28 protein-coding genes and 1 riboswitch are annotated in these 25,547 nt (G+C 46.5%); of the genes, 2 read left to right on the top strand and 26 right to left on the bottom strand.

The annotated features are described in order from the left end of the window. Nucleotides 1–81: 81 nt before the first annotated feature. The 13 genes from AB3N00_RS29695 to AB3N00_RS29635 all read right to left on the bottom strand — a co-directional run bounded on the left by AB3N00_RS29695 (nucleotide 82) and on the right by AB3N00_RS29635 (nucleotide 13,026). Nucleotides 82–1,035, bottom strand: coding sequence for a ribose-phosphate diphosphokinase (locus tag AB3N00_RS29695; RefSeq protein WP_017691370.1), 954 nt, complete (start codon nucleotides 1,033–1,035; stop codon nucleotides 82–84). A gap of 101 nt (nucleotides 1,036–1,136) precedes the next feature. Beyond that, complete coding sequence (gene glmU, locus AB3N00_RS29690) at nucleotides 1,137–2,528, bottom strand: bifunctional UDP-N-acetylglucosamine diphosphorylase/glucosamine-1-phosphate N-acetyltransferase GlmU (RefSeq protein ID WP_413037729.1); 1,392 nt, start codon at nucleotides 2,526–2,528, stop codon at nucleotides 1,137–1,139. A gap of 397 nt (nucleotides 2,529–2,925) precedes the next feature. After that, the gene (gene spoVG / locus AB3N00_RS29685; protein ID WP_017691372.1) at nucleotides 2,926–3,210 is read right to left on the bottom strand and encodes a septation regulator SpoVG; all 285 of its coding nucleotides are present in this window, start codon (nucleotides 3,208–3,210) and stop codon (nucleotides 2,926–2,928) included. Nucleotides 3,211–3,398: 188 nt separating this feature from the next. Beyond that, on the bottom strand, nucleotides 3,399–4,226 hold the full coding sequence (purR, locus tag AB3N00_RS29680; RefSeq protein ID WP_095293352.1) for a pur operon repressor: 828 nt from the start codon (nucleotides 4,224–4,226) through the stop codon (nucleotides 3,399–3,401). 98 nt (nucleotides 4,227–4,324) lie between these two features. Next, nucleotides 4,325–5,179 (bottom strand): 4-(cytidine 5'-diphospho)-2-C-methyl-D-erythritol kinase, encoded by an 855-nt coding sequence (ispE, locus tag AB3N00_RS29675; RefSeq protein WP_413037728.1) that lies wholly within the window; start codon nucleotides 5,177–5,179, stop codon nucleotides 4,325–4,327. A 149-nt stretch (nucleotides 5,180–5,328) separates the two neighbouring features. Beyond that, nucleotides 5,329–5,505 carry a small, acid-soluble spore protein, alpha/beta type gene (locus AB3N00_RS29670; RefSeq protein WP_175394626.1) on the bottom strand — a complete coding sequence of 59 codons (177 nt, stop codon included), beginning with the start codon at nucleotides 5,503–5,505 and terminating at the stop codon, nucleotides 5,329–5,331. Nucleotides 5,506–5,735: 230 nt separating this feature from the next. Beyond that, nucleotides 5,736–6,011, bottom strand: a complete 276-nt coding sequence (veg, locus tag AB3N00_RS29665) for a biofilm formation stimulator Veg (protein WP_413037704.1) — start codon at nucleotides 6,009–6,011, stop codon at nucleotides 5,736–5,738. Nucleotides 6,012–6,164: 153 nt separating this feature from the next. Next, on the bottom strand, nucleotides 6,165–7,061 hold the full coding sequence (yabG, locus tag AB3N00_RS29660; protein ID WP_413037703.1) for a sporulation peptidase YabG: 897 nt from the start codon (nucleotides 7,059–7,061) through the stop codon (nucleotides 6,165–6,167). Nucleotides 7,062–7,123: 62 nt separating this feature from the next. Continuing rightward, complete coding sequence (rsmA, locus tag AB3N00_RS29655; RefSeq protein ID WP_413037702.1) at nucleotides 7,124–8,026, bottom strand: 16S rRNA (adenine(1518)-N(6)/adenine(1519)-N(6))-dimethyltransferase RsmA; 903 nt, start codon at nucleotides 8,024–8,026, stop codon at nucleotides 7,124–7,126. Nucleotides 8,027–8,030: 4 nt separating this feature from the next. Beyond that, entirely contained in the window at nucleotides 8,031–8,576 is a 546-nt protein-coding gene (rnmV, locus tag AB3N00_RS29650; RefSeq protein ID WP_175394629.1) for a ribonuclease M5, read from the bottom strand. A 152-nt stretch (nucleotides 8,577–8,728) separates the two neighbouring features. Then, the gene (locus AB3N00_RS29645; protein ID WP_413037701.1) at nucleotides 8,729–9,913 is read right to left on the bottom strand and encodes a ubiquitin-like domain-containing protein; all 1,185 of its coding nucleotides are present in this window, start codon (nucleotides 9,911–9,913) and stop codon (nucleotides 8,729–8,731) included. 272 nt (nucleotides 9,914–10,185) lie between these two features. After that, nucleotides 10,186–10,439: riboswitch (cyclic di-AMP (ydaO/yuaA leader) on the bottom strand. Nucleotides 10,440–10,680: 241 nt separating this feature from the next. Continuing rightward, a complete protein-coding gene (locus AB3N00_RS29640; RefSeq protein ID WP_175394631.1) occupies nucleotides 10,681–11,451 on the bottom strand; it encodes a TatD family hydrolase in 771 nt (256 codons plus the stop codon). Between the two features lie 297 nt (nucleotides 11,452–11,748). After that, nucleotides 11,749–13,026 carry an HD domain-containing protein gene (locus tag AB3N00_RS29635; protein WP_413037700.1) on the bottom strand — a complete coding sequence of 426 codons (1,278 nt, stop codon included), beginning with the start codon at nucleotides 13,024–13,026 and terminating at the stop codon, nucleotides 11,749–11,751. A gap of 317 nt (nucleotides 13,027–13,343) precedes the next feature. On the opposite strand from AB3N00_RS29635, the gene AB3N00_RS29630 reads away from it, so the two are divergent. Next, on the top strand, nucleotides 13,344–13,598 hold the full coding sequence (locus AB3N00_RS29630; protein ID WP_024633700.1) for an AbrB/MazE/SpoVT family DNA-binding domain-containing protein: 255 nt from the start codon (nucleotides 13,344–13,346) through the stop codon (nucleotides 13,596–13,598). Between the two features lie 266 nt (nucleotides 13,599–13,864). Here AB3N00_RS29630 and rsmI read toward each other — a convergent pair whose 3' ends face one another. The 12 genes from rsmI to AB3N00_RS29570 form a co-directional block, all read right to left on the bottom strand. Then, nucleotides 13,865–14,746: a 16S rRNA (cytidine(1402)-2'-O)-methyltransferase gene (gene rsmI, locus AB3N00_RS29625; protein WP_413037699.1), complete on the bottom strand. Its 882-nt coding sequence runs from the start codon at nucleotides 14,744–14,746 to the stop codon at nucleotides 13,865–13,867. Next, nucleotides 14,747–15,526, bottom strand: a complete 780-nt coding sequence (locus AB3N00_RS29620) for a tRNA1(Val) (adenine(37)-N6)-methyltransferase (RefSeq protein ID WP_413037698.1) — start codon at nucleotides 15,524–15,526, stop codon at nucleotides 14,747–14,749. Between the two features lie 97 nt (nucleotides 15,527–15,623). Further along, a complete protein-coding gene (gene yabA / locus AB3N00_RS29615; RefSeq protein ID WP_175394635.1) occupies nucleotides 15,624–15,992 on the bottom strand; it encodes a DNA replication initiation control protein YabA in 369 nt (122 codons plus the stop codon). A gap of 28 nt (nucleotides 15,993–16,020) precedes the next feature. Next, entirely contained in the window at nucleotides 16,021–16,821 is an 801-nt protein-coding gene (locus AB3N00_RS29610) for a stage 0 sporulation family protein (RefSeq protein WP_095293342.1), read from the bottom strand. A gap of 117 nt (nucleotides 16,822–16,938) precedes the next feature. Beyond that, nucleotides 16,939–17,910, bottom strand: a complete 972-nt coding sequence (gene holB / locus AB3N00_RS29605) for a DNA polymerase III subunit delta' (RefSeq protein ID WP_175394637.1) — start codon at nucleotides 17,908–17,910, stop codon at nucleotides 16,939–16,941. 9 nt (nucleotides 17,911–17,919) lie between these two features. Then, nucleotides 17,920–18,363 (bottom strand): YaaR family protein, encoded by a 444-nt coding sequence (locus AB3N00_RS29600; protein ID WP_175394638.1) that lies wholly within the window; start codon nucleotides 18,361–18,363, stop codon nucleotides 17,920–17,922. A 294-nt stretch (nucleotides 18,364–18,657) separates the two neighbouring features. Beyond that, nucleotides 18,658–18,987: a cyclic-di-AMP receptor gene (locus AB3N00_RS29595; RefSeq protein ID WP_017691391.1), complete on the bottom strand. Its 330-nt coding sequence runs from the start codon at nucleotides 18,985–18,987 to the stop codon at nucleotides 18,658–18,660. 59 nt (nucleotides 18,988–19,046) lie between these two features. Then, nucleotides 19,047–19,694 carry a dTMP kinase gene (tmk, locus tag AB3N00_RS29590; RefSeq protein ID WP_413037697.1) on the bottom strand — a complete coding sequence of 216 codons (648 nt, stop codon included), beginning with the start codon at nucleotides 19,692–19,694 and terminating at the stop codon, nucleotides 19,047–19,049. A 226-nt stretch (nucleotides 19,695–19,920) separates the two neighbouring features. After that, nucleotides 19,921–20,613, bottom strand: coding sequence for an LrgB family protein (locus AB3N00_RS29585; protein ID WP_413037696.1), 693 nt, complete (start codon nucleotides 20,611–20,613; stop codon nucleotides 19,921–19,923). Continuing rightward, on the bottom strand, nucleotides 20,583–20,930 hold the full coding sequence (locus AB3N00_RS29580) for a CidA/LrgA family protein (RefSeq protein WP_413037695.1): 348 nt from the start codon (nucleotides 20,928–20,930) through the stop codon (nucleotides 20,583–20,585). Before AB3N00_RS29580 ends, AB3N00_RS29585 begins: the two co-directional genes overlap by 31 nt. Before the next feature lie 172 nt (nucleotides 20,931–21,102). After that, complete coding sequence (locus AB3N00_RS29575; RefSeq protein WP_413037694.1) at nucleotides 21,103–22,767, bottom strand: aminotransferase class I/II-fold pyridoxal phosphate-dependent enzyme; 1,665 nt, start codon at nucleotides 22,765–22,767, stop codon at nucleotides 21,103–21,105. Nucleotides 22,768–23,065: 298 nt separating this feature from the next. Continuing rightward, on the bottom strand, nucleotides 23,066–23,251 hold the full coding sequence (locus tag AB3N00_RS29570; protein WP_095293335.1) for a sigma factor G inhibitor Gin: 186 nt from the start codon (nucleotides 23,249–23,251) through the stop codon (nucleotides 23,066–23,068). A gap of 458 nt (nucleotides 23,252–23,709) precedes the next feature. Here AB3N00_RS29570 and AB3N00_RS29565 point away from each other — a divergent pair, with 458 nt between their 5' ends. Continuing rightward, nucleotides 23,710–24,234 carry a hypothetical protein gene (locus tag AB3N00_RS29565; RefSeq protein WP_413037693.1) on the top strand — a complete coding sequence of 175 codons (525 nt, stop codon included), beginning with the start codon at nucleotides 23,710–23,712 and terminating at the stop codon, nucleotides 24,232–24,234. A 640-nt stretch (nucleotides 24,235–24,874) separates the two neighbouring features. On the opposite strand, the gene AB3N00_RS29560 is transcribed toward AB3N00_RS29565, so the two are convergent. Beyond that, complete coding sequence (locus AB3N00_RS29560) at nucleotides 24,875–25,315, bottom strand: hypothetical protein (RefSeq protein ID WP_413037692.1); 441 nt, start codon at nucleotides 25,313–25,315, stop codon at nucleotides 24,875–24,877. Nucleotides 25,316–25,547 lie beyond the last annotated feature (232 nt).

Genomic DNA, 25,547 nt, shown 5'->3' with positions numbered 1-25,547 from the left:
GTTATAATGGCACGCCGACAGGGGTTACATTTTCCGCTCAACCGGAAAACGTAACCCCTCTACTACTTTGTGCAGACATCCTTATTCAATTTCAAACAGCTTGCTGATTGACAATTCCTCATGAACCCGGATAATCGCTTCCCCGAGCAAAGGTGCTACAGACAATACTTTAAGTTTGCTTGTCGGATTGGCATGCGTGATCGGAATGGTATCCGTTACGATAACTTCCTTCAGCGGTGCATTCTCCAAACGCTCCATTGCAGGACCGGACAACACCGGATGCGTACAGCATGCGTATACTTCCTTCACGCCGCCTTCCATCAGTGCGTTTGCTCCCAGTACAATGGTTCCCGCCGTATCGATGATATCATCGATCAGAATCGCCGTTTTGCCTTCAATGTTACCGATAATGTTCATAACTTCACTTACATTTGGCTCCGGACGACGTTTGTCGATAATCGCCAGAGGTGCATTCAGGAAATCAGCCAATTTCCGTGCGCGAACTACACCGCCGTGGTCAGGCGATACAACGACGGGATTTTCGATCTGTTTGGACCGGAAATATTGAGCCAAAATAGGCACCCCAAGCAGATGATCCACTGGAATATCGAAAAATCCTTGGATTTGCATGGCATGCAAGTCCATCGCGATAACGCGGGTTGCACCTGCTTTTTCGATCAGATTCGCTACCAGTTTCGCCGTAATCGGGTCACGTGAACGCGCCTTGCGATCCTGTCTTGCGTAGCCGTAATACGGAATTACAACGTTAATTGTCTTGGCAGATGCCCGTTTCAGTGCATCGATCATGACGAGCATTTCCATCAGGTTGTCATTAACCGGCAAGCAAGTGGACTGCACAATATATACGTGACAGCCCCGAACGCTCTCGGAGAGCTTCACTTGGATCTCACCATCACTGAAGCTGGTTGTGTGAGATTCACCCATAGGAATTCCGATATAATCAGCAATTTGATGGGCAAGCTTGGGGTTAGAATTGCAAGTAAATATTTTTAATTTCGAATCAAAATAAGTCATAAAATAAAAACCCTCCGTGCTGGTTCATTGGAATCTATAAGCGTCTGCGACATGTCGGCACCTCCCGAAAAATCGGGAGGCAATCAGAATATCAATACCCCTTATTCGGGTTTGGCATTTTGTTTCTTGGCTTTGGCACGTCCGCGAATCTTCTCCGCGTAACCAGGTTTGTTCTCCTGGCGAGGACGAGCAATAGCCAGATCGTTCTCCGGAACGGAATGTGTAACGGTGGAACCGGCTACCACATATGCGCCTTTTCCTACCGTGATGGGTGCAATCAGATTGACATTGCTGCCTACGAACGCATCATCTTCGATTGTCGTTACAGCTTTATTATATCCATCATAATTAACCGTTATTGCCCCGCATCCAACATTTACGTTCTTACCTACTTTAGCATCCCCAATATAGCTGAGATGTGATACTTTGGATCCTTCATCAATTGTAGCATTTTTCACTTCGACAAAGTCACCAATTTTTACTTTCCGGCCCAGCTTGGTGCCTGGACGCAGGTAAGCAAAAGGTCCTACCGTTGTCTCTTCGCCAACTTCGGCTTGGGACAACACGGAATGTTTAATGGTAACCCCATTCTGAATGATACTATCTTCAATATCGGCCTGAGGACCAATATGGCAAGCTTCGCCAATGGAAGTTGTCCCTTTCAAAATAGTTCCCGGGTACAATACCGTGTCTGATCCAATCGTAACATCCGCTCCGATATATGTCGATGTCGGATCAATGATTGTAACACCGTTCAACATATGTTTCACTGCCAAACGTTCACGCATATATGCTTCGGCTTGGGAAAGGGCGAGTCGATCATTGACCCCAATGGATTCCGCGATATCATCTGACATGTAAGCTTCAACCACTTCTCCATCGTTGCGGAAAATCCCAACAACATCTGTCAGGTAATATTCACCCTGGGCGTTCTGGTTCGTCACTTTCTCCAGTGCAGCAAACAACTTTGCATTATCAAAGCAGTATGTCCCTGTGTTAATCTCATTCACAGCGTCTTCCTGCTCCGTGCAGTCCTTCTGCTCCACAATGCGTTGTACAGAACCGTCTTCTCCGCGAATAACGCGGCCGTAGCCTTTCGGGTTGTCCAATTGAGCCGTTAGCACTGTTGCAGCAGCTCCGCGACTCTCATGAAGCTTCATCAGTCCTTCCAGTGTTTCACTGGTTACCAGAGGTGTATCCCCACAGACAACGATGGTAGACCCTTCCTCACCTCCAAGCAAAGACTTCACCTGTTTCACTGCGTGACCTGTCCCGAGCTGTTCAGCCTGAAGTGCATACTCTGCCTTGGAACCCAAAAATGACTTCACCGCTTCGGCCCCATGACCGACCACGACTACACTGCGTTCAACGCCTGCGCGAAGAGCCGCATCCAGCACGTGACCTACCATAGGTTTACCACATACGGGATGCAGCACTTTGTACAATTTCGATTTCATTCGTTTACCTTGCCCTGCAGCAAGTACAATTGCCATTCGTTTCAAAATTCACGACCTCCTGTTCTGAAAACCCCATCGAAATACCCACCTTCATGGATCATTCTCAATGAGTATCGTTCAGCCGGCCTGAAGCCGGTCTTGTTCATCGCCTGCTGTCTCTGTAATCACACGTAACAACGCGGACACGAGCAATCGTGACCTATATGTATACGCCGTGTACCTGCGAGCCTTAACCGAATCCCAATGACTCTTAAGATGCCGCCCTGTCACCAAGCGCACGCTGCGCTATTGTTTCCTTCAACATTTTCCAGCAATAAAGCTGATAAATGTTCCTCTTTGAATAAACTCAATACTGAATATATCTTATTCCGGTCAAAAAGAAAAGAGAGCCATAAGACATGGCTCTCTTTTCCTTCGAACCCCAATAATGTTCTCAGGCACCTTCTTCAATGACTTCTTCCTCAGTTGCAGCGCGATCATATTCAGTCAAAACAGCAGCCTGAATCTTCTCACGAGTACCGGAAGAGATCGGGTGGGCGATATCACGGAATTCTCCGTCAGGAGTCCGCTTGCTCGGCATAGCAACAAACATTCCGTTGTTCCCATCAATGACGCGAATGTCATGAACGACGAATTCGTTATCGATGGTAATGGATGCGATAGCCTTCATTCTCCCCTCCGAGTTAACACGGCGGAGTCTGACATCCGTAATTTGCATGTGTGTGTTCACCACCTTTTTCCATCAGAACTTGGTGTATAATTCCACACAGCCTATACGAACTCCTTCTTTTTATAACCACAAAAATGTCCTAATTTCAGGAATTTTTTTATTTAATACACAATTCGACAACGTTAGTGCCGGGTCGATGGAATAGAACCTTTCCCGACATGTCATTCGTCATCTTTCTACAGGTCAAAATAGTTGCCAGGCTTCACCGAAATGTGTCTGCTTTTTGCATCCACTGCTGTCAGCTGGGCGAGGGATACGTAATCGGTCAGCAACCGCTCTTCCGAATCTACTGAACCCGATTCCACCAGTACCCCAACACCAGCTACCGTTGCATTAAACTCGGCGAGCAAATCAATCATGCCCTGCACGGTTCCTCCGGCCTTCATGAAATCATCCACGATGAGTACCCGGGAATGCTCCCGCATCGCTCTGCGGGATAGGGACATCGTATGGAGACTTTTATGGGACCCTGATACATAATTGATACTTACGGCCGATCCTTCCGTAGCCTGATGGTCCCTGCGCACGAGCACGACAGGCAGGTTAAGCTGGGCTCCGGTCGCATATGCCAGAGGGATGCCCTTCGTTTCTACCGTCATGACAACATCAATATCCATGTTGCCAAAAGCAGTCGCAAATATTTTGCCTGCTTCATTCATCAATGCAGGCTGTCCAAGCAAGTCAGACATGTAGAGATACCCGCCAGGCAGAATACGGTCGGGCTGCTCCAACTGGTTGCTGAGTCGTTCAGCAAAGGCCAGAGCATGTTCTCTGGATACCTTCGGAATCCATTTGACTCCCCCGGCAGCCCCTGCCAGTGTTTGCAGTTCTCCCGACCCACCTTCTTCGAACACTTCCTTGATAATCGCCAAATCTTCACTGATTGACGACTTCGCGGCACCATAACGTTCGGCAAACGTGGTCAACGGAATAACCGTATGCGGTCTTGACAATAAATACTGCGTCATTTCAACCAGCCTAGCGCTTCGTTTTAATTTCTTCACAGAGATCCATCCTCACGATCACGGAAAACATCCAAATCCGAATAATTATTTAAAAATATACCACCTTTATACGTGTTTGTACATTATAAAAGCGAATTCTAAGTCAACATGCGTACTGCATACACTTCTTTGCAGAAGCCACGCAGCCCATTATAGATCCGTGCAACCTTGGATTCCTTGGAGACGAGTCCGAATACGGTTGGACCGCTACCCGACATAAGCACTCCATCTGCACCCAGTTTAACCATGGCATCCTTCAGATGCTGCACTTCCGGGTACAGCTTAAGTGTAACGTCCTCAAGCACATTGCCCATCTGTCCACACACTTCTGCAAATGATTGGTTGCGTATGGCCTGCTCCATTTTGGCAGCGCTCGGATGCCGAACGATCTTGTCACTGCGGAATCGTCCGTACACGTCCGCTGTCGACACATTGATCGGAGGCTTGGCCAGAATCACCCAGCATTGTGGTGGGTTAGGCATCGGTGTCAGCTTCTCTCCACGACCTGTAGCGAGTGCTGTTCCACCCGTTATGCAAAAGGGTACATCCGACCCAAGTTCCGCTCCAAGCTCCTGCAGCTCATGATCCGGGATATTCAGACGCCAGAGCCGGTTCAATCCACGCAGCGTAGCTGCGGCATCACTGCTGCCCCCAGCCAGTCCGGCAGCCACCGGAATCTTTTTGTCCAGATGAATATGCACACCAGTACGCACATTGTAACGCTCTTTGATCAATCTGGTAGCCTGAAATGCCAAGTTCTTCTCATCAAGCGGAATATACCCGGCCTGACTGGAGATAAATATGGTATCTCGAGGCAGTTCCGACATTTCGAGTCGGTCAGCCAGATCGACCATGGTCATGATCATCTCGACCTCATGGAAGCCATCGCTTCTTTTATGTAAAACGTCCAGCATCAAATTAATTTTAGCAGGCGCTTTTTCGTAAATTTTCAAGGCGTTCACCCGTCCTCACCTTTTCCCTAAGACAACTTAACATATTATATCAAAATGGGACTGTCAAGTCATTTCTATTCCGAATTCCATGGGGAAAAAGCGAGGTCAACCCAGTGGAAGGCCCCGCTCTCCAAACCGTTTAGAACGAATTACGATTTGCGTGCTGCCTGTTCAGCAAGCTGAATGGCGCGCTTCACCATATTGCCCGCATCCTTGGCTTTAATGCCACCCCAGCCTTCCTGCTGTACGGTATCATAAAAACCCAGATCTTTTGCCAGCTCATTCTTGAGTTCATCCGACATCACACTTCTTCTTCTGCGGCTCATGAAACCATCCTCCTTGAAATAGCAGTTCTGATAAGTCCATTCAACCGGATTAATACTTGACGACGACAGACCCACTTTGCCGATAAACTGTTTCAGCATATCGTTAGCGGCCTGTTCAAGTAGTATGCCGTTTCTGGTTAAACCTCATTCCTGAACATACCCACCTGGACAGTTTTGTATAAAATAAAAAGGCGATCCGCCATAAGGGCGGACCGCCTGTAAAACGATACTTACGTCTCCAGGTAGGAGTTAGGCGTCTGGCTGCCTGGATCGAATACCATGACTTCCACCGACTCCGTAAGTATATCTGCATAACTGTAAGATACTCGCTTGAAGGTTTCTTGCTCCTCATCAAGCTTGACGATAAAAACAGAAGGGTACGTTTCTTCCAATACACCCGTACGCTCAATAGTCTTACGGCGGCCACCATTAGCCCGCAACATAATTTTTTGACCTATATGAGCATCGAGATTGCGTTTGATATCCAACAGCGTATTTTTAGCCATTGTCGACGACCACCTCTTTTCTTGTCCATTATACCCGAATTTACAGTCACTGTCAAATCAAAACTAAATATTATATCAGCATGGAAAAGTTGCTGTCAATGAATTTTTTTGCAAACAAAAAAAGCCCCATATTGGGACTTTCATTGGTCTGCATCAAACTGCCGATGGGTTCACTTTTAGCGTAGATAAATCATTCAAACCAGGCAGGCCAACGCGATAACTGCCGCGTGTTTCGACACCACCGACACCCTGGCTGCCACTAATGGTGTTATGCAGAATATCATTCATGTTCACTGTTTCCCTTACTGAAGTAAAGGCTGCCTTGGCTGCCACATATACCGGATCAAGTGCATGAATCAAAATACGGCCGGGTGAGCTCGCAAAGTTCGCACCTGCCCGCAGCAGGGCTTCAAAATGGGACTGACATGCGCCTGCAACGATCGTGAGTGCATCCAGATGACGTTCATATTGCCTCGCCACCTGAATTGCGGCTACAAAATTTTGCGAATTTTTATAACTCCCGAGACTGTATAAGTCATAAGGCTGACGGGTCTTCAGCACCCCATCATGGCCCGTAATGACTACAATGTCAGGCCGCACCTTGGGGAGAAGACGATATAGCGTATCAGCCATAGCCGACTCATGTACATATTGCCCCTCTGCAGGGACACGAAGCTGTTCATAGAGATTCATGCTCTTCTTCAGATAATTTGGATCCCCATCCAAATGCAGCACCTTGCCTGGCATTTCAAAATAAGCCGGCTCCCGCTGTACAGACCAATCTTGAGCCAGACCTTCGCGATTGCGTTCTGCCTGCTCAATTCGGTTCTGCTGCAGCCTTGACAGTGTTTGATGCGCCTTTACATGTGCCTGCCTGGTCTTGGCACTCTGTGGTTCGTAAGGAACCTGTATCAAATCATCCACCGGGGAGTCGGCAAGCAGCCGGAATTCGGTCCCTTTAATGACCGCACTATCCAACTGGAGGCCTTCCACCCGAAAAGTCACATCTCCACCGTATGACTTCCGAACGACCAAGTCTCCGATATTCATCAACATAATCACCTCTACCCCATCGTATGGGCAAGGACCCGGATTGGTTCATCCGAATTTATTTACAGGCCGGCACGGACGCCCGCTTCCCACATCACCGTGCTGAGGGTCGCATACTCCTGCAGACTGAGCGTCTCCCCGCGTCTGGATGGCTGTATGCCAGCCTGCTCCAGCAACTGGTCCGCCTGCTCCCGATTTTCCTTGGTGAAGAAGCGTGCTTTCAGGTTGTTCGAGATTGTTTTTCTCCGCTGGGCAAAAGAAGCTTGTACCACTTCAAAGAAATGCGCTTCATCCGGCACTTCCACAGGTGGCTGTTCCCGCACTTTGAGCTTGATGACAGCAGATTCCACATTAGGCTGCGGAATGAATACCGTTGGCGGCACAACACAGACCAACTCCGGCTTACTGTAATACTGGACTGCAATGCTCAAACTGCCATAGTCCTTTGAGCCGGGTGCAGCTGCCATACGTTCTGCCACTTCCTTCTGAATCATGACGACAATACTGTCTACCGGCAGTTTCTCTTCCAGCAGCTTCATCATAATTGGAGTTGTCACATAATAGGGCAGGTTGGCTACAACACTCACTTTGTCCACACTGGCAAAGTCCGTACGGAAGAGCTCTGCCAAGTCCAGCTTCAGCACATCTCCGTGCTGCACCCTGACGTTAGAATAAGGTTCCATCACTTCGCCCAGGATCGGCAGCAAGCGCTGATCAATTTCCACAGCTGTTACAGGGCCGGCTACCCGAGCCAGCCGCTCTGTAAGTGCTCCAATACCCGGACCGATTTCCAGTGCGCCCTTGGACTCGTCCAGATCGGCTGCATTCACAATTTTATTCAATATATTCTGATCAATCAGAAAGTTCTGACCCAGACTTTTTTTGAATGAGAATCCATGTCTTTGAATAATCTCTTTCGTTCGCTTGGGTGTTGCAATTTCCAAAGTCTCGTCCATGCCTTTCATACGCTCACAATCCTTCACGTTCAATTTGCGATAATGCTGCAGAGAACTCTTCCCTAGTAATCTGGAATACACTCAGCCGCTTGTAAAACTGTTTGCCGTTACAATAGCCTATGCCCAGCAGATTCCCCATTTCCATGCGCCTTGCGGCTGCCTGCGGGTGTACAATCAGTCCTGCTGCAATCAAGTCCTCCCAATCGATCAGGCTCGGCGCACCTTCATACGAGGTATGGACTCGAGCCAGTGCATGACGAATCGCCTCAGGTGAGGCGTTCTCGACCCCAATGTCTCCTTTGCGGGTTGCATCAGCCTCCGGAATGAAAGCATGTTTGCAGCCAGGGACCTTATTCGCAATGATTTTGCGAATCCGCTCACCGGCATGATCCGGATCGGTAAGAACAATCACGCCTCGTCTCTCCTGTGCAAGTGCAATTCGCTTCAGAATGCGCTGGTTGATGGCAGATCCGCCAGTCTCTATTGTATCAGCCTCAACGGCTCTTCGGATGGCTACGGTATCGTCGCGGCCTTCTACCACGATGACTTCTTTTATCATGTTCCATTTCTTCCTTTCTAACGCAAAAAGAAGAGGAATATCCTCTTCTCTGCCAAACGGCGGCGAGCCTCTTCAGACTCCACCGCCGCATATTCCGCATGAATCATTCATGCTTATATTTTATAGCATTCCCAATTCAAAGTAAAACGATTTTAGTTGGCTTCCGGCTTCACCGGACCGATTACATATACCGTTTTGCCTTTCTTACGACCGAAATTCAGGGCATGCTTCACGCTGTCATAATACACATCAATTTTGTTGCCTTTAATGGCACCGCCTGTATCTTCCGCACGACGGAAGCCGAGGCCTTCGATATACACCCACCAGCCAATCGGAATCACCTTTGGATCGACCGCAATGGTCCGTCCTTCGGTTACCCGGGTACCGGAAGCTGTTTTTGTACCAATGCCAGGCTCCTCAGAGGAGTAAGCAGTCATCGATACATTTTTTAGTACTTTGGAATATTTAAAAGAATTGCCTGAGACGGTAATGACTTTGCTGCCTGATGCAGCGGTTTTCTTCGAGTTCGTTGTTGTTGCTTTTTTGGTTGTGGAAGTTTGGGCCGATACCGTCTGAATCTCCGGCTCTTTCACAACAGGTTTGGCTTTGGTTCCGACAGCGATCACTTTATCGACACGATTGGTCGAGACCGACTTGCCCACCATCTTTTTGGAGACCAATTCTCCATCCTGAAACACCTTTTCGATATGCTGTACAATTGTACCTTCTTTACCATTTACGATGACACGGTTATCGCCTTTGTACAAGCTGGGGTCAGCTGTTTTGATCACTTTGTAGGCAATCGACTGTTCCACATCCACTGTACGCTTTGTTACACGCACTACACGAATTTTCATATCTTCCTTGATTGGTGTTGTGAGCGAAGGATAGACTTTATCCTCACTGGCAACTTCAATTCCCGATTTCTGAATTGCATCTTCTACCGATGAATCGGTTGTATACAGAGTCTTGGTGTCTCCGTCTGCCGTAATGTTGACTGGAACGGCCCGCTCAATAACAATGCGGTCTCCATCTGCGATTGCTCCGTTCAAAGGCATCGATACCTCATCATGGGGGCTGACTGTGATTGACTGCTCCTCCAGCATTTCTTGAAGCATTCCTGTACGAGTCTCTACCGCTTGAGCTTTGCCATCAATAACCAGTGAAATTTGTTTTCCGGCTTGACCGTAAACGACTAACAAGATCATGATTGTAAGTGCGATTGAGAAAATAGCGATCAGTGCCATTTGACGCAAGTTCTCATGCTTCCACCGCAACGCGTAAGACTTACTGGATGATCGTGACTCATGGGTCTCTTCTGGTTGGAATGTGCCCACTTCTCCGTCCTCCTTCATAGCCTCGCCGTCTAAAGTAATGCATGATGTCTTTGACGCGACTATACCAAATTTTCTACAGAACACAGGTCCATATCTCAATGACCGGTTCTGCACCATGAACTCCTCTTCGCAACATGATGTCACCACCTGAATACTTACCGTATGATGACTGTATTTCTTTTATTCAAAAACAAAAAAGCCAAAGAAAGAGTGTAAGAGGAACTCTTTCGTGGCTTCCGAATGATTTTGAATATCGGAAATTCATGCACGAGGTTGCCTCTCTTTTTCCGCTTGCGAGGTTAGCTGTCGGGTTCGGGCGAAAGAGAGCCGCCCTATCTCCGGTCACCCGCTCATGGCGGATGCCCTTGAATTCACCCCGAGACCCAAAGAAGAAATCAAATAGCGCTTCGCAAAGGCATTCACTGCTTTTGGGTCAGCGAACGATGCGCATCAGCTGCTTTCGCTGATGTTTAAGCCCTATTGGTTCCCCCGCTCTCCGTAAACGGAGACTCAGCGAGATCGGTTCATGAAAGTATTGTTGTGTCATCGGAAAGTGTCCCTTTGTTCATCCCCCGAACATCTGTCCAATTTTCCGCGCAACAATTCACTGAAAAGATGATATCCTGTTTCGATGCATGTTGTAAAGCGTTGTTCAAGTACGTTTTTCTAAATATTTGGTTAAAATATTGTAATATTCTTCATTTATTTGGATCAAAAAGCAAATTCCCTCCGTCTACCTCTCTTTTTCATCGGTTTTGCTTCCTTTTTTAACGAATTCCAAATCGTTCCATGGCATTTTTGGTCGTTATTGCAGCAATTTCCTCTACCGAAATGCCTTTAATTTCCGCAGCTGCTTCTGCAACCAGACGTACATGCGCTGTTTCATTTCGTTTTCCACGATAAGGATGTGGTGTTAGATATGGGGAGTCTGTTTCGATGAAAAAGCGGTCCATTGGTACCTTCGCCAGTACCTCTTTGGGCTGCTTCGCATTTTTGAACGTAATCGGCCCGCCAAAGGATAGATGGAACCCCAGATCCAGGCAGAGTTTTGCTGTTTCCCAACTTCCTGAGAAAGAGTGCATCACACCTCCGACTTCCCCGGCTTTCTCTTCACGCAAAATTTTTACAATATCCTCATGTGCATCCCGGTTATGGATGACAATCGGCATATTAAGCTCACGAGCAAGTCCGATCTGTTGTCTTAATACACGATGCTGTACATCCTTTGGTGAAGTATCCCAATAATAATCCAGGCCAATCTCACCAATGGCAACTACTTTCTCATGTTTGCACAGAGACGCAATCCACTCGAGATCACCGTCCTGCATCGTAATGGCATCCTGTGGATGCCAGCCTACAGCAGCATATATAAAATCATACGTTTCGGCAAGTTTCATCGTAGAAGGAATGGTCTCCCGATTGAAACCGACATTGATCATGCGGCCAACCCCAGCGTCCACTGCACGCTGAATCATCTCCTCGCGGTCCTCGTCGAATTGCGGTGCATCCAGGTGTGTATGTGTGTCGAATAACATCATGTTTGTTTCTCCCTTCCTGTCGAATAACTGTTTATTGTCCCAATCAAATATTTTAAAATCGGCAAATGTTGTTCATCTCACTTGATTTTTGGAAGTACCATATATGGATTACACAGCAACACTTTCTACTATATATAGTCGACTTCATAAGTCCAACATTTCAAAAAAAGTGTACATTACAAAATTATGTCGATCTACATATACTCTCCATTAAAGCAGATTACTGTATCATGAGAACATCTCTAATTAGAAACTCTTTCTCCCATAGCTAAATTGTAAAAATTTTGAACCTCATGATCATGAAAAATAGGGGCGAATATGAGACGGCAGCTCGTGAATGATCGCATCCACCTTATTTTGTGGATAGTACAGATGATGCTTCCCACGATGTATTCCGCTGATTGAACGAACAATGTCCGATACCTCGGACAATTCGTGTAACTTGTCCTGTCGATCAAGCAGCAAAATCTGTTTGTCTGTCGATTCATCCGGACGAAAAACATCATACGGAAGATCTGTCGGAAAATCAATTTCCAGATCATATTCAGGATTCAGACCTGCTTTGGCAAAGGCAGCCCGAATTTCTTCAATCGTCTCCACATCGATCTGTTCAACCTCTACATACTTGTACAACCTGCGATCCATAAAACGTTCGCACAACTCACTCAGAACAGGATCGTTCTCTTTACGCCACTGCATAAATGCCGTCTGTACTAATGCTTCATCCAATTGCAGATATTCATCAACTGAGAGTGTACCCTCAAAAAGCTGCGGCAATGGCTCAAGCAAAAAGCGGAAATTGAAACCCTGCTTCACCAGCTCTTTAGCCCGCTTAAAAATTTGCCGTAAGATGATCTCGGAACTTCGGGTCACCGGATGGAAGTAGATCTGCCAATACATCTGATACCGCGACATCAGATAATCTTCTACCGCATGCATTCCCGATTCCTTGACCACAATTCTTCCATGATATGGACGAAGCATCCGTAGGATTCGGTCAAGGTCGATGGTTCCATAGTTTACACCTGTAAAATAAGCATCCCGGAGCAAATAGTCCATCCGATCTGCATCAAGTGGACTAGTGACCAGATTTACGACAATGGGCTGCTCATATGTTTTTTGAATAACGGAGGCTACCTTCTCTGGGAAATCGGGAGCATACCTTCTCAGGATCGCCCCAACCTCGGTATCGCCCAGAATAATCCGGCAGGTCCAGTCTTCATGATTCATGTCGAAGGCTTCTTCGATGGAATGAGAGAACGGTCCATGACCCAGATCGTGCAACAAGGCTGCACAGAGGGCGACTGCTTTCTCCTCCTTAGGCCAATCGGAATAGTGACTTCTTTCAAATTGGGAGATGATCTTCCGTGTAATTTCGTAAACACCAAGCGAGTGTGAGAATCGGCTGTGTTCTGCACCGTGAAAAGTCAGGTATGAAGTGCCCAACTGGCGAATCCGCCGCAATCGCTGAAACTCTGGTGTATTAATCAACTGCCATATAATCGGATCTTGCACATGAATATAATTATGTACCGGATCTTTAAACACTTTTTCTTCTGTTAATCGCTGTTCCATGTCGCTTCGCTCCCTTGTATTTAATCCCTATTGTCGCTTTCAGCCTTATTTGATCTGATCATTCGACATATAATGACGAATTTTGTCGAATAAAGCACTTTTAACGTTTTCCAAATCGACAAACCTGCCATTGATGTTTAAATGTGAAAAATCGCTCCCAATCCCTTACCACCCGTAATCTTATCAAAAACAGCCTTAATTTTAAGCTAATTTTAAGGTTGACTGTTTTGGGAATCGTTGGTATGATGAGTATCATAAAACATAAAATAATGTCGAATAATGACAATGATAGTTAGCTGAGAGGAGCACTGATTATAATGATGAAATCAACAGGTATTGTTAGAAAAGTAGATGAATTGGGACGGGTAGTTATTCCAATCGAATTGCGCCGTACACTGGGTATCGGTGAAAAAGATGCTCTGGAAATCTATGTTGACGGTGAACGCATCATGTTGAAAAAATACGAGCCAGCTTGTATCTTCTGTGGTAACGCTGAGAACGTGACATACTTCAAAGGTAAAATTGTTTGTAACGAATGTATTTCCGAAATCCCTGCACCTGTGACAAAATAAAAAATATCAGGTATAATGGACTTATTGAATTGTTAATTCTAACCTTTTTATATTCCTTACTTGCCTTCCCGGTGTGAACCCCACCGTTGGAAGGTCTTTTTTTTATTACCCTATCCGACTCATCATGGAGCAGTTCACCTTAAACCGGAAAGCGGTGAAAAAATCCAAACTATTTTTGCACCGCCCTATGACTTTTAATATTTGATTAAGCTTTCCAATAAGGTGCTTTTCAGGTTATGTCCCCCTATTTGGTGTATTCATAAGGATCAGATCAATGCATTATATACATCACGCTTGGTTAATCCGCGGTCTGTCGCGGTTTTTTTCATTGCATCTTTACGGTTGAGCCCTTCATTCTCATAATGACTTACATGCTCCTCCAAGGACATCAATTGCCACCAAGCTTCACGTTCTGCCTTTCGCTCCTCCTCTTTGATGCCTTCCACAAGCAGACAGTACTCACCCAGTGGTGGATGTTCCTCCAGCCAGTCCATGCATTCCCGTACACTGCCCCGTGCAAATTCCTCATGTCGCTTCGTTAGCTCTCGAGCCAGTACAACAGAACGATCCCCAAGAATCTCTTCCAGATACGCTAACGTTTTGCGAATGCGATGGGGAGACTCATAAAACAACAATGTACCATTGGATTCGTCAAAAGCCTCCAGCACTTTTCGCATATCCTTTTTCTCGCGCGGCAAAAAGCCGCCGAACGTGAAGCGTTCCGTCGGTAATCCGGATACGATCAAGGCAGATAACGCTGCATTGGCACCCGGGATTGGAATGACCGTAATTCCGGCTTCTATAGCTAGTTGTACCAGATCAGAACCCGGGTCGGAAATGGCCGGCAAACCAGCATCGCTGACCAGCGCCAGATTTTTTCCTTCTATTATATAGCGTATCAGTTCAGGACCACTTGCCCCCTTATTATGCTCGTGATAACTAAATAACATGGAAGGTGTAATCTCATAATGGGTCAGCAGCTTCCGGGTTTGCCTTGTATCCTCTGCAGCAATAATGTCGCAGCTCTGCAATGTCTTAATTGCTCGAAATGTCATATCATCCAGATTCCCAATCGGTGTCCCAACCAAATATAACTTCCCCATGCCATCATGAGCTTCAGCATAGCTTTTTTGAATGTGCAGTGTCATTTACTCTCCTCCTTCCGACATTGGTGGTGTATGTTGTGAACCGTAATAAATATCCATAATCTCATCGCAATAGGTTCCCTCTTCATTGTAGACAATGAGTGGTGGAAGCATCCGTACTTCTGGTTTGCCATCCTTCAAGGCTTCGATTAACACCATATTGGCTTCGAGGTGAGCACGTGGGTGCACCATTCGAATCCGCTTCGGCTCAAGCTTGTACTCTCTCATCAGAGAGATAATCTCACCCAAACGCTGTGGACGGTGGACCATGGATACTTTACCTCCATTACGGACCAGACGATTGCAGGCTTGAATGACTTCCTCCAATGTACAGCCTAACTCGTGACGGGCCATGGCTTGGTGTGTATTCATCTTGAGGTCACTTCCGTTCAGCGGCATATAAGGTGGATTCACCGTTATTGCATCGTACACAGCATGTCCTGTTTCTTTCACCAGTTCCCGCAGATCACCCTCATGAATGGTAATGGATTGATCCAGAGCATTCAGCTGTACACTTCTCCGTGCCATATCTGCCAGTCGGGGCTGGATCTCGATTCCTTCCAGTTTCGCCTGCGTACGCGTTGTCAGCAGAATGGGAACGACCCCATTCCCTGTACATAAATCGAGAACACGACCACGTTTCGGGACAGAAGCAAATCGGGCCAACAATACGGCATCCATGGAAAAACTGAATACTTCATCACTTTGGATGATTTTCAAATCATGAGAGAGCAGATCATCAATCCGTTCTGACTCATGTAAACTCACTTCATTAGCTGTCATTTGGTGCGCTCATCCTCCGGTACTCTATATCATGTTAACTTTAGTTTAGGTTTGTAACCTTGAAAAAAAACCGTAGGGGCTCTTCCCTACGGTCACTTCATTTATTCAAAAAAGACAGGCAGAACAGGCAATCGCCTTCCGTCCGCAAATGTCCGTAATAGACATTGCAGATATGGAATCCTTCGTGATACAGCCGGGCCAGATTATCATATCCTTCACCTACCACATCTTCACCTGTCGCCGGACCTGCAGGTCTAGCGGCTGGAGCCAGTGCAGATGGAACAGGCAGATCTGCCGGAGCCTCACGCTTGAGCAGTTTGCGCAGCTGCTCATTTTCAATCGTAAGCCGCTGATTATCTTCAAGCAGCTCCTTCACAATCATTTTTAACTCTCCTAAATCACTGTGCAACTGACCCAATTGGGTTTCCATTTCGTGAATGTGCGTAAACAGATTTTTCTTTTCCAAGTTTCCACCCCGAAGCAACCTTTATGGTTTACTTGATAACGACGTCATCCAGCGGAAGTTCTTTGACTTTACTGATGTCGAACAGTTGAACATGGACTGTGCGATTACCGGCATTGATGCCGACAACTTTCCCTTCACCCATAGAGGTGACGACCAACTTGCCTACAGCCGGCAGTTCTTCTCTCACACTTTCATAGTTATCATGCTCAAATTTCAGACAGCACATGAGTCTTCCGCACAACCCTGAAATTTTCGTCGGATTCAGTGACAGGCTCTGATCTTTAGCCATCTTGATTGATACCGGCTCAAAGTCTCCCAGCCAGGAAGAACAACATAACACACGGCCGCAAGGTCCGATCCCTCCAAGCATCTTGGCTTCATCCCGCACACCAATCTGCCTCAGCTCGATCCTTGTCCGGAAAATGCTTGCCAGATCCTTGACCAGCTCCCGGAAATCCACTCTTCCTTCAGCTGTAAAATAAAAAATGATCTTGTTGCGATCAAACGTAAATTCCACATCGACCAGCTTCATCTTGAGGCCATGGTCTTTGATTTTATTTAAACAAGTACCGAAAGCTTCTTTGGCTGCACGCTTGTTCTCATCCACCACACGGGCATCTGTATCTCCCGCAACCCGAATGACTTTTTTGAGCGGCAGTACCACATCGGACTCGCTTACTTCTTTCTTGCCAACAACTACCTTACCGTACTCTACCCCCCGCGCTGTCTCCACGATAACGCAGTTTTCTTTCTCAATGGGAAGGTCTAGGGGATCGAAGTAATAAATTTTGCCCGCTTTTTTGAAACGGACACCCACTACACTGTACAAAAAATTAACCCCCTTGTAAGCCAATCCCACTTCGTCTGAAGCCCTGTCTTCTTAGGGAACCCGCCGAAGTTATAACCGTTTGCATATGAATGGAATAAAACCTGTCCTCTCCCAGCCTTATGCCAAACCGATCAAAAATTGCTCCAGACAAAGCTGGCCATTGACGTTGAAACGCAATTTTTTTCTGCATGCTGCGGCCAAATCCATATAGGAGACCCACTGCTCCGTGCTGCGGGTATGTGCCAATTGAGACAGCATGTCCAACTGATCTATAAAAACGATATGTTCATGCCTACCGTGCTGGACATACAGCATATCCCTAAACCACAAATGGAATAGACTAAGCATAATATCCAGATGTTCTGAGAGTCCGGTTTTAAAAAGCTTCTGCTGTGCAGAGATCAATGATGTGCTCCCTCTACCCAGGGACTCCTTCCCTAATTGTAACATTACGTTTCTAATTTCTGCAAACCAATTCTGCTGGAGAATTTCTCTACATGATTCCAATCCTGACGCCAAATGAACCGCCGAACGTGCCAGATTGGCAGGGTGTCCCTCCGCAATCAAAGCTTGCAGCATTTCTTCCGGATTCAGCGCACTGAAAGGAACAAGCTGTGATCGTGAACGAATGGTTGGAAGCATTGCCTGTCCATTATCGGTAATCAAAATGCCCACCGCGGGCACCTGCGGTTCTTCCAGAAACTTCAGCAGGCTGTTAGCCGCCTGTACGGTCATTTTTTCAGCCTGTTCTATGATATAAACTTTGGGATGTCCAGCCTCTGAACGATATGAAAAGATACGCTGCAGATCCCGAATCTGATCGATTTTAATGTTGTTTCCATCTGGGGCAAGCATCGTTAAATCAGGATGATTGCCATGCTCCACTTTACGGCACTCAAGACACTGTCCGCAGGCATCATCTTCAAGCTCAGTGCAGAATATGGCCTTTGCAAATGTGACTGCTGTCTTCAGCTGCCCGCTGCCGGATGGCCCGCTAAACAAATACGCATGGCTTATCGCCTGGCGTCTCAAACTACTCTGCAACATCTGCTTGGCCGCTTGCTGACCCATAATTTGTTGAAAGGACATACTTCCTCCTCAGAAGCTTAAATTAATAAGCATTCCCCGAATTTCCCCTACTTGTTGTAATAACGTGATTTTGCCCTCTTCCGTTTCCAGCAGTTCGTCTGCCATGGATAAAAGAGCTGAGTCGATTTCGTCTATTAACTTGTACCTTTTGCCTCTGCCCCGTCGGTCCCATCCTCTTGTCTCTTTCATGGATACACCGCGACGAACGGTTTCCTCCAGAAACCTTTTGACAAGCTGCTTGTATGCTTTCAGCTCACGAATCGTCATGGAACGTGCCAAGCGATCGCCCTGCATCTGAATTTCACTTAACCGGCGGTTAAGCTCCGCTTGTGATGCCCGTTCGCCCTGGTGATTCATCATGTCAGAAAAACTTTTGGATTGGACCGGTTTGGAACTGGAATCTGTAGAGTTGATTCCACTCTGCACCGGTCTGAATCCAGGATTGATTTTCATGGATATGCCCGCTTTCTATCATAGTAGGCCATCGACCATCAGCACAGTGCGCGCTGCGCCTGTGCGTGGAAGATGCCTTTGTATAAGCTGTACGAAGCTCTATATATAATGGTAGAAAAACATTCCACCATTGACTTGCTTGATAGTCAACTTCCGCCCGATAGGAACATCCGCTGGAGGGACTGCTTCATTTCGGACGGAAAGCGCCGTTTCCTGATATCAAGAAGGACGCATATAATCCACCAAGGACGCTAGAAAATCATTTCATTTCACTCATTTACGCAAAATGATTCATTAAAAGTGTTCAAAGCGATCTACTGGCAGAACAAACACGGTAGCTCCGCCGACTTGAACTTCAACAGGCAGCGGCAGGTAGGAGTCGGTCGTTCCACTCATCGGTGTGACCGGAGTCACGAGCTGTTCACGAACCTTACAGCTGCTGCGAATGACGTTCATTACAGACTCGACTTGACCATCATCGACACCGATCATAAACGTCGTGTTGCCTGCCTTCAAAAATCCACCGGTACTGGCCAATTTCGTTGCCCGGAAATTTGCTTTGACCAATGCACTGGATAATCGGTTGCTGTCTTTATCCTGTATAATCGCAACAATCAGTTTCATCCTGCATAACCTCCTTTAGAATAAGCACTTAAGAAATGCCCTGTCTATATATTAGACAATTACTCGCCAAAATCCTTCAAAATCCCTGTCTCCAGCGACAAAATCAATGCTGCTGCGACTTCATCCGGCCGCCTGGAAGCATCAATGACCTGAATTCGTTCCGGAAACTGTTCCTTCAACAGGAAATACCCTTCCCGAACCTTACGGTGAAATTCCAAGCTCTCCAGATCCAGACGGTTTACCTCACGTCCATCATGGGCATCAATACGTGCAAGACCTGCTTCCGGCTCGATGTCCAGATAAAGTGTAACATCAGGCATAAGCTCACCTATTGCAAACCGATTAATGGCCCACACATTCTCAATTCCGAGTCCACGTGCATAACCTTGATAAGCCAGGCTGCTGTCAACAAAGCGGTCACAGATGACCGTTTTTCCCTCCTTCAGCGCAGGCTCCACCTTCTCCGCCAGGTGCTGGCTGCGTGCAGCTGCATAGAGCAGTGCTTCGGTACGAGCATCCATTGCCGTATGAAGAGGATCAAGAATGATTGCACGTATTTTCTCCGCGATCTCAATTCCACCAGGTTCACGGGTAACTACGTAAGGTATACCCTGTTCCTCGAAGTAAGAACCCAATTGGCTGATCATCGTCGTTTTGCCGGATCCCTCTCCCCCTTCCAGGGTAATGAATTTACCTCTGCCCTGCATATGCTTCCCTGCTTTCTATGTCGATAATTGCATCTTCCATGCTGCGAATATGATATGACTTTGATCTTTCTACTCCAGATTATGAAATTACATGCCCAGAGGTGTATGTTCATGATCATGGGTAAAGTAGTTTAGCGTGTTGTACAAGCTTCTTACTATAATACTATACATGATCAGGCGTTAGCGGTCAGCTATTCCACCAATATTTTCAATAGGGGGAGCCTACTCAACCGTAGATGATCCAGACCCATAACGGGAGGAACAATGATCCGGCTATGGCACTGACAATCATGGATACGGAGCTCAATGCTACAGCATTCTCGCCATATTCGAAGGATCTGGCCATGCCAAGTGCATGAGAGGCCGAGCCAAGCCCAATCCCATACGCATTATTGCTGTTTACTCTGGCCCATTTCAAAACCATCGGCCCAAGTAATATCCCCGAAAAGCCGGCAATCATCACAAACAAGGATGTAAAGGAAGCATTTCCACCTGCCTGATCTGCCAACTGGATGGCAACAGGGGTAGTGACTGACTTTGGCAATAACGCAATCACGATATCTTTGGGATAACCAAGCAGCAGAGCTACTGATGCTCCGGTAAACATACCTGCAATACTGCCTCCAAGCGTGCCACCTAGGATGGGAATGACATTCCGCTTCAACACATCCATATGCTTGGATAAGGGAAAGGCTAATGAAACGACCGCAGGGCCTAGGAGATCCTGTATCCACTTTCCGCCGAGCATGTAGGTCTCCAGCTTGATTCCCGCTAACAGCAGGATTACCACAATGACTGCTGTTGACGTTAATACAGGCATAAGAATGGGCCATTTCACTTGTTTGTATAAATGAGTTGCTGGAATATATAAGGCCACTGTTAGAGCAATCATTCCAATTCCGATGATGAATGTTGACATGGATTCGCCTCCTTCTTACCTTGATGCGATGATTTCCACGCCATAAGCCACTCACTGATTTTTGCAGACAACAGGCAGGTTACTAATGTACTGATGATCAACCCCAGCACTAGAAGGATTGTGTTAGCAGTAAAGAAATCAAAATGATTAATGATGCCCACCGTAGGCGGGATAAACAATAATTGCAGATGGGACTGAAGCCAGGATGAACCTTCATCTCCCCAGCTAATCCTGATCCACCCCAGTTGAATGACGATGAATAAAAACAGCATGCCAACAATGCTACCTGTTAATGGTAGATGCAGTATAGATTGCACCCAGGTTCATATCCAATAAAAACCATACATCAGCATGACTTGCAGGATTATTCCTGTATATTTTTTTAACGGAATATCCAACGTTAATTCCCTTCTTTCTTATGTCCGGAAGTACATGATGTCTTCAATAAATGAATACCACTATCGCATTTCAGGTCAAAATTAGCCTCAGTTAGTTGTTAATAATCCTCAAGGACTGGAGAGTAACATCGGCTGCACCATGAAATTTTGCTCCTTCATCTCTCAGAAGCTGGATACGAGCTATCACGGCTTCGCTTATCTTCTCCCCGGCATAAATAAGAGGAATTCCTGGAGGATACGGAATAATCATCTCAGCAGATCGATAACCTGCACAGTCTACAAGTGCAACTTCTGTCGTGTCTTTATCCAGAACAGGCCGCAGCGAGAACGGGATTGGCTCCGAAAAGGTGACAAGTGCGCCATGTTGAAAATTGTTCCACGTGGAAATATAGTGCACCCCATTCGTTGTAGCCTGCCCCAATGGCTCATTCTGTAATTGACTCTGTTCATTAGCTCGGCTTATATGTTCTAGCGCCTGTAACAGGTGCTCGGCGTCTTGCATCGTCGAGCCAAGACTGAAGAGCAGGACGACGTATCGTTCGTCGCTCATCTCGGGCACGCAGCCATGCGCTTCCAGCTGTTGCTGCAGCCCATAACCGCTCAGTACCCCTGCCCCGTCATATATGACGACTTTGAAAGGGTCCTGAGCGGTGTAGCCCGCGTCAGATGGCATAGCCGGCGCGGGCAGGGGTGATGGCCGCCCCGATGCGTCGGCGGCCCCGTTATCGCCAGCAGCCGGCTTTGCCTCGGCTGGCGGCTCCTGCTGCAGCGCCTGTGCAGGCTGCAGCAGCTGAAAGCGCGGCAGCTCTGCAAGGCCGCGCTTGAAGGCATCCACGGCGGCAAGCCCTGCCGTGAAGGTGTCCGCGCCCTGCACATGCAGCAGACGGCGCGCAAGATCAAGCGAAGCCATCACAGGGTATGATGGGCTTGAGCTCTGCACCATGGCCAGGCGCTGACGCAGCAGGGACCGATTCAATCGTGGTCCCTGAACGTGCAGCATGGCTCCCATGGTGAAGGCAGACAGCATCTTATGGGTCGACTGCACCACACCGTCAGCTCCGCAGGACAGTGCTGAGGCAGGCAGCTCCGGATGCTGCCCATAATGCGCGCCATGCGCTTCATCCACGAGCAGTGGCATGCCAGCAGCGTGGCATATCTCGGCTACGGGCGTCAGATCAGCGCCCATGCCGTAATAGTTTGGCAAAGTGACAAGTACCCCCTTTGCCTCAGGGTATGCCTGGACAGCAGCCTCAACCGTCTCCACCGACGGCATAACTGCAAGTCCACTCACAGGATCAACCCATGGCTCCAGAAATACAGCTCTTGCGCCAGCCAACATCAGCCCATGGATGACAGACTTATGTACATTGCGCTGCACCAGTACAATACTATTGGGCTCATCACAGACCGTAAGCAGCAAAGCCAAATTACCCGCCGTACTTCCCCCCACAAGAAAAAAGCTCTCTTCAGCCCCAAAACAATCCGCCGCGAGCTGTTGAGCTTCCAAAATAACCCCCTCGGGATGGTGCAGATCATCTGTACCCGAAATCTCCGTTACATCCACCTGCATCATTTCCAAGAATGCCGTTGTGGGAACAACTTCAGACATTCCAGACTGCTCCCTATTTTCTTTTTCGATCAAACCCCGATAGACTTGTCCATTCTTATGTCCAGGGACATGAAAGGATCGATTGCCCGATTCCTGATAAGTGAGCAACGCCTCGTACAAAGGAGCCCGATATGATTTATTTTTCATAGAATAACCTTCCTATTACTCATTAAATTTTGGTACAAGTTACTACTTAATCTTCCTATATAATAAGGGACCCACTGGTGAGCCTGCCTTCTCCAGATCTGACATTCAAGTGAAAGTCATATTCTGACTCCTTTTCTCACTTTTTCGACTCTCCGTCATTCTTTATTATATCAGCCTTTTTGCTGATCCCACTGCTCTTCTCTCTTCTCTGTCCTTCATTTTCTCCGCACAAAACAGAAAAAGGCCCCACGGGCCTCTAGATACACCTACATCAATGGATGTTTCGGTTAGTTTGTCATTATGCGTTTTTTTGCACCCAAATCTGTTTCATTTGGTGTATAAAATAATTGTATTTGGCATCCTGTGCATCGGTATGAACCATCTCTGCTTCGCAAGCATCGCATATAAATTCAGATACAATAAAAATGCCTTCTCTTTTTTTCTGTTCGCAGATAATACATGTGTGTTCGGTATGTTCTTCCATCAACCATCCCACCTTGTTTTACGTTTACTATCAGTATTGCACAGTTTCTATTATTTTAAACCTTTTCATAGTGCTTTCTTTCTATAAAACATATATATTCGTTCACCATGCATTGGGTGTCTGTACCGATTCGAAAGTTCAATAAATCCCCTATTGCTCGTACTTTTCTGGATTCAGCCCGATTTGCATGACGATATCCTGCCTACTGTATGCCACACCTGAAAACTTATATTCTATAATCTTAAAAAAACTTTGATTTTCAGCCGATATATAATACATCAGAACCTGACAGCCAAGGTGCTCAAAGGTATACTTGTATAAGTTTCTTCTCCATGCTTGTACAATAACCTTATAGCGCTTCCAGGGTTCATATCTGTATATGGATCATTAACAAAATAAACATGTAAAAGGTATACGTCCAACAAGAACGTGATCCCAGAAGGAGGATTTGTAATCGTATGACCGCCGAACCGGAGAATAAAGCTACATTTTATCAGTACCGGCTTCTGAAAAAAAAGGCTATAGCCCGTAGCGTCATTTACAGCTATCTGTGCTTGCCTATCATTATGCTCTTCTTTAATTTACTGGCATTCTCCTGGACTGGCCTCTTCTTTTTCCTGCTGGCAGGGCCGATCACCCTATGGATTCATTATGTCATTGCCAGAACCATATTGCTTCTGGTCCGCACCTCTTATGCAAAACGCTGGCGCTGGAACTTCCATATGCCTTGGTTAGGATACATACCGGATCAGCACTTCAGCTATCGTATGTTTGTCAGAGTACATTTGAATATGAGCTGGATTGGATTATGCATCATTACCGTTTGTCTGATATGGTCGCCCCTGTCCTTCACGCTTTCACTGATCTTCTGGCATCTGTGGCTGCTGTTCCCCCGTCTATATGTTGTCATGATCCTCTCACGTGAACGCAAAGACGGATTAATCAAATTAAATGAACAAGACGTTTCGTACTATCTTCAATAAAAGCCTTAACCTCATTTATCAAAATAACAATATGTAAATGTGCAATACATACACCCTTAAACCTCGCTTTGTCTTTAAGTTCATTTTCTGGCTTTCGTATGGCCATGAACTACCTATATCCTTCGAAATGATAAAGGTTATCCACAGTGGATAACCTTTATCATTTCTATATGGTCTCCCCTTTATCCACAGCATGGGTACAAGCTACGAAGGTTATCCCCATTTATTTATTCCATATCACTCTTTTAATTTATAGATAGGGACATTCATTCGGGCAGAACCTTAGACTTTTGAGGCTCAACATACTGCAGATCTTCACTACAGACTTATATCACAGTGCATTTCTTCTGGATTCATTCCACGTCTTTGACCAACAAAAGTAGTACATACACCCTTAGAGAAGCAGCCTAATACGCCTTCACTATCTCACCGGAGTATCTACATGCTGTCAGAGTATCTGCGCAGCAAACCTCTCCATTCCCCGTTTCTCCGCTCGTTCTAGCTTCAAGAGTCAGTCCGATCCATACTCCTGCATATACCGCTTTTACATATCTCAGCTCAAAATAAAAAAGTCCCCGCTTGAATACGGGAACTTGTATAGTCTGAACATTACAATGTTACAAATCAAAACTGAAAAAACCTACTCATCTTCATCATCCAGGGATTTCACTGTTGTTGTCGCAGTATCATTTTTAGGTACCATAAGCGTAAAGAATCCATCATGTACAGCTAAATGTACAATATGTCCCTCTTTAGCAAACACATGAAGAGAGTTTGAGGTATTTGATGTACTCTTGGCTTGTTTCTCCGTCCAGCCCCAGCTTTTGATCTCGTCTAGATATACTTCAGGCAAGCTGGTGCTCTCACTAATACCAGACAATGTATATCGAACATAATCCATCTCCGAGTTGTTTTCGGATTGGTCAGATTTACTCGCTACTTTCGGTACAGGGAAACTCTTCTCGTTTACCGCGCCTTCATATGAAGTCCATGAAGGTCCTGTATCACCGCATCCTGTAAGCACACCCAAGATGCAGATCATTAGAAATGAATACAGCCCAAGTCTCCGCCAACTTAACACACACACCCTCCTTTTCACAGCTGCACATTCCAGCTCTGTGGTCAGGTACTTTTAGCATATTTAACATAGTCCTATTATACTGATTTCCTACTTGCATTCTGTAACAATACTGTTACCTTCTTTTGACGCTTGTATCGCCACTGCTTCTGTCCTAGAAACAAATAAAAACCACCACCGAATATCATCGGCAGTGGTTCTTTGCTTGGCAACGTCCTACTCTCCCAGGACCCTT

The organism is Paenibacillus xylanilyticus (genome assembly GCF_047246825.1).
GTDB classification, from domain to species: domain Bacteria; phylum Bacillota; class Bacilli; order Paenibacillales; family Paenibacillaceae; genus Paenibacillus; species Paenibacillus xylanilyticus_B.
The sequence above is the reverse complement of the archived record's forward strand: the minus strand, read 5'-3'. Positions and strand labels throughout refer to the sequence as shown.

Excerpts from the sequence above, each read along its gene's own strand:
- AB3N00_RS29620 (WP_413037698.1), bottom strand. The coding sequence starts at position 15,526 with ATGACAGCTAATGAAGTGAGTTTACATGAGTCAGAACGGATTGATGAT.
- veg (WP_413037704.1), bottom strand. The coding sequence starts at position 6,011 with ATGGCTAAAAATACGCTGTTGGATATCAAACGCAATCTCGATGCTCAT.
- AB3N00_RS29695 (WP_017691370.1), bottom strand. The coding sequence starts at position 1,035 with ATGACTTATTTTGATTCGAAATTAAAAATATTTACTTGCAATTCTAAC.
- AB3N00_RS29630 (WP_024633700.1), top strand. The coding sequence starts at position 13,344 with ATGATGAAATCAACAGGTATTGTTAGAAAAGTAGATGAATTGGGACGG.
- holB (WP_175394637.1), bottom strand. The coding sequence starts at position 17,910 with ATGTCCTTTCAACAAATTATGGGTCAGCAAGCGGCCAAGCAGATGTTG.
- AB3N00_RS29595 (WP_017691391.1), bottom strand. The coding sequence starts at position 18,987 with ATGAAACTGATTGTTGCGATTATACAGGATAAAGACAGCAACCGATTA.
- AB3N00_RS29585 (WP_413037696.1), bottom strand. The coding sequence starts at position 20,613 with ATGTCAACATTCATCATCGGAATTGGAATGATTGCTCTAACAGTGGCC.
- AB3N00_RS29575 (WP_413037694.1), bottom strand. The coding sequence starts at position 22,767 with ATGAAAAATAAATCATATCGGGCTCCTTTGTACGAGGCGTTGCTCACT.
- rnmV (WP_175394629.1), bottom strand. The coding sequence starts at position 8,576 with ATGATAAAAGAAGTCATCGTGGTAGAAGGCCGCGACGATACCGTAGCC.
- AB3N00_RS29670 (WP_175394626.1), bottom strand. The coding sequence starts at position 5,505 with ATGAGCCGCAGAAGAAGAAGTGTGATGTCGGATGAACTCAAGAATGAG.
- rsmA (WP_413037702.1), bottom strand. The coding sequence starts at position 8,026 with ATGAAAGGCATGGACGAGACTTTGGAAATTGCAACACCCAAGCGAACG.
- AB3N00_RS29640 (WP_175394631.1), bottom strand. The coding sequence starts at position 11,451 with ATGATGTTATTCGACACACATACACACCTGGATGCACCGCAATTCGAC.
- glmU (WP_413037729.1), bottom strand. The coding sequence starts at position 2,528 with ATGGCAATTGTACTTGCTGCAGGGCAAGGTAAACGAATGAAATCGAAA.
- spoVG (WP_017691372.1), bottom strand. The coding sequence starts at position 3,210 with ATGCAAATTACGGATGTCAGACTCCGCCGTGTTAACTCGGAGGGGAGA.
- AB3N00_RS29570 (WP_095293335.1), bottom strand. The coding sequence starts at position 23,251 with ATGGAAGAACATACCGAACACACATGTATTATCTGCGAACAGAAAAAA.
- AB3N00_RS29600 (WP_175394638.1), bottom strand. The coding sequence starts at position 18,363 with ATGAAAATCAATCCTGGATTCAGACCGGTGCAGAGTGGAATCAACTCT.
- AB3N00_RS29565 (WP_413037693.1), top strand. The coding sequence starts at position 23,710 with ATGACCGCCGAACCGGAGAATAAAGCTACATTTTATCAGTACCGGCTT.
- rsmI (WP_413037699.1), bottom strand. The coding sequence starts at position 14,746 with ATGACACTGCACATTCAAAAAAGCTATGCTGAAGCTCATGATGGCATG.
- AB3N00_RS29635 (WP_413037700.1), bottom strand. The coding sequence starts at position 13,026 with ATGGAACAGCGATTAACAGAAGAAAAAGTGTTTAAAGATCCGGTACAT.
- tmk (WP_413037697.1), bottom strand. The coding sequence starts at position 19,694 with ATGCAGGGCAGAGGTAAATTCATTACCCTGGAAGGGGGAGAGGGATCC.
- yabG (WP_413037703.1), bottom strand. The coding sequence starts at position 7,061 with ATGAATATCGGAGACTTGGTCGTTCGGAAGTCATACGGTGGAGATGTG.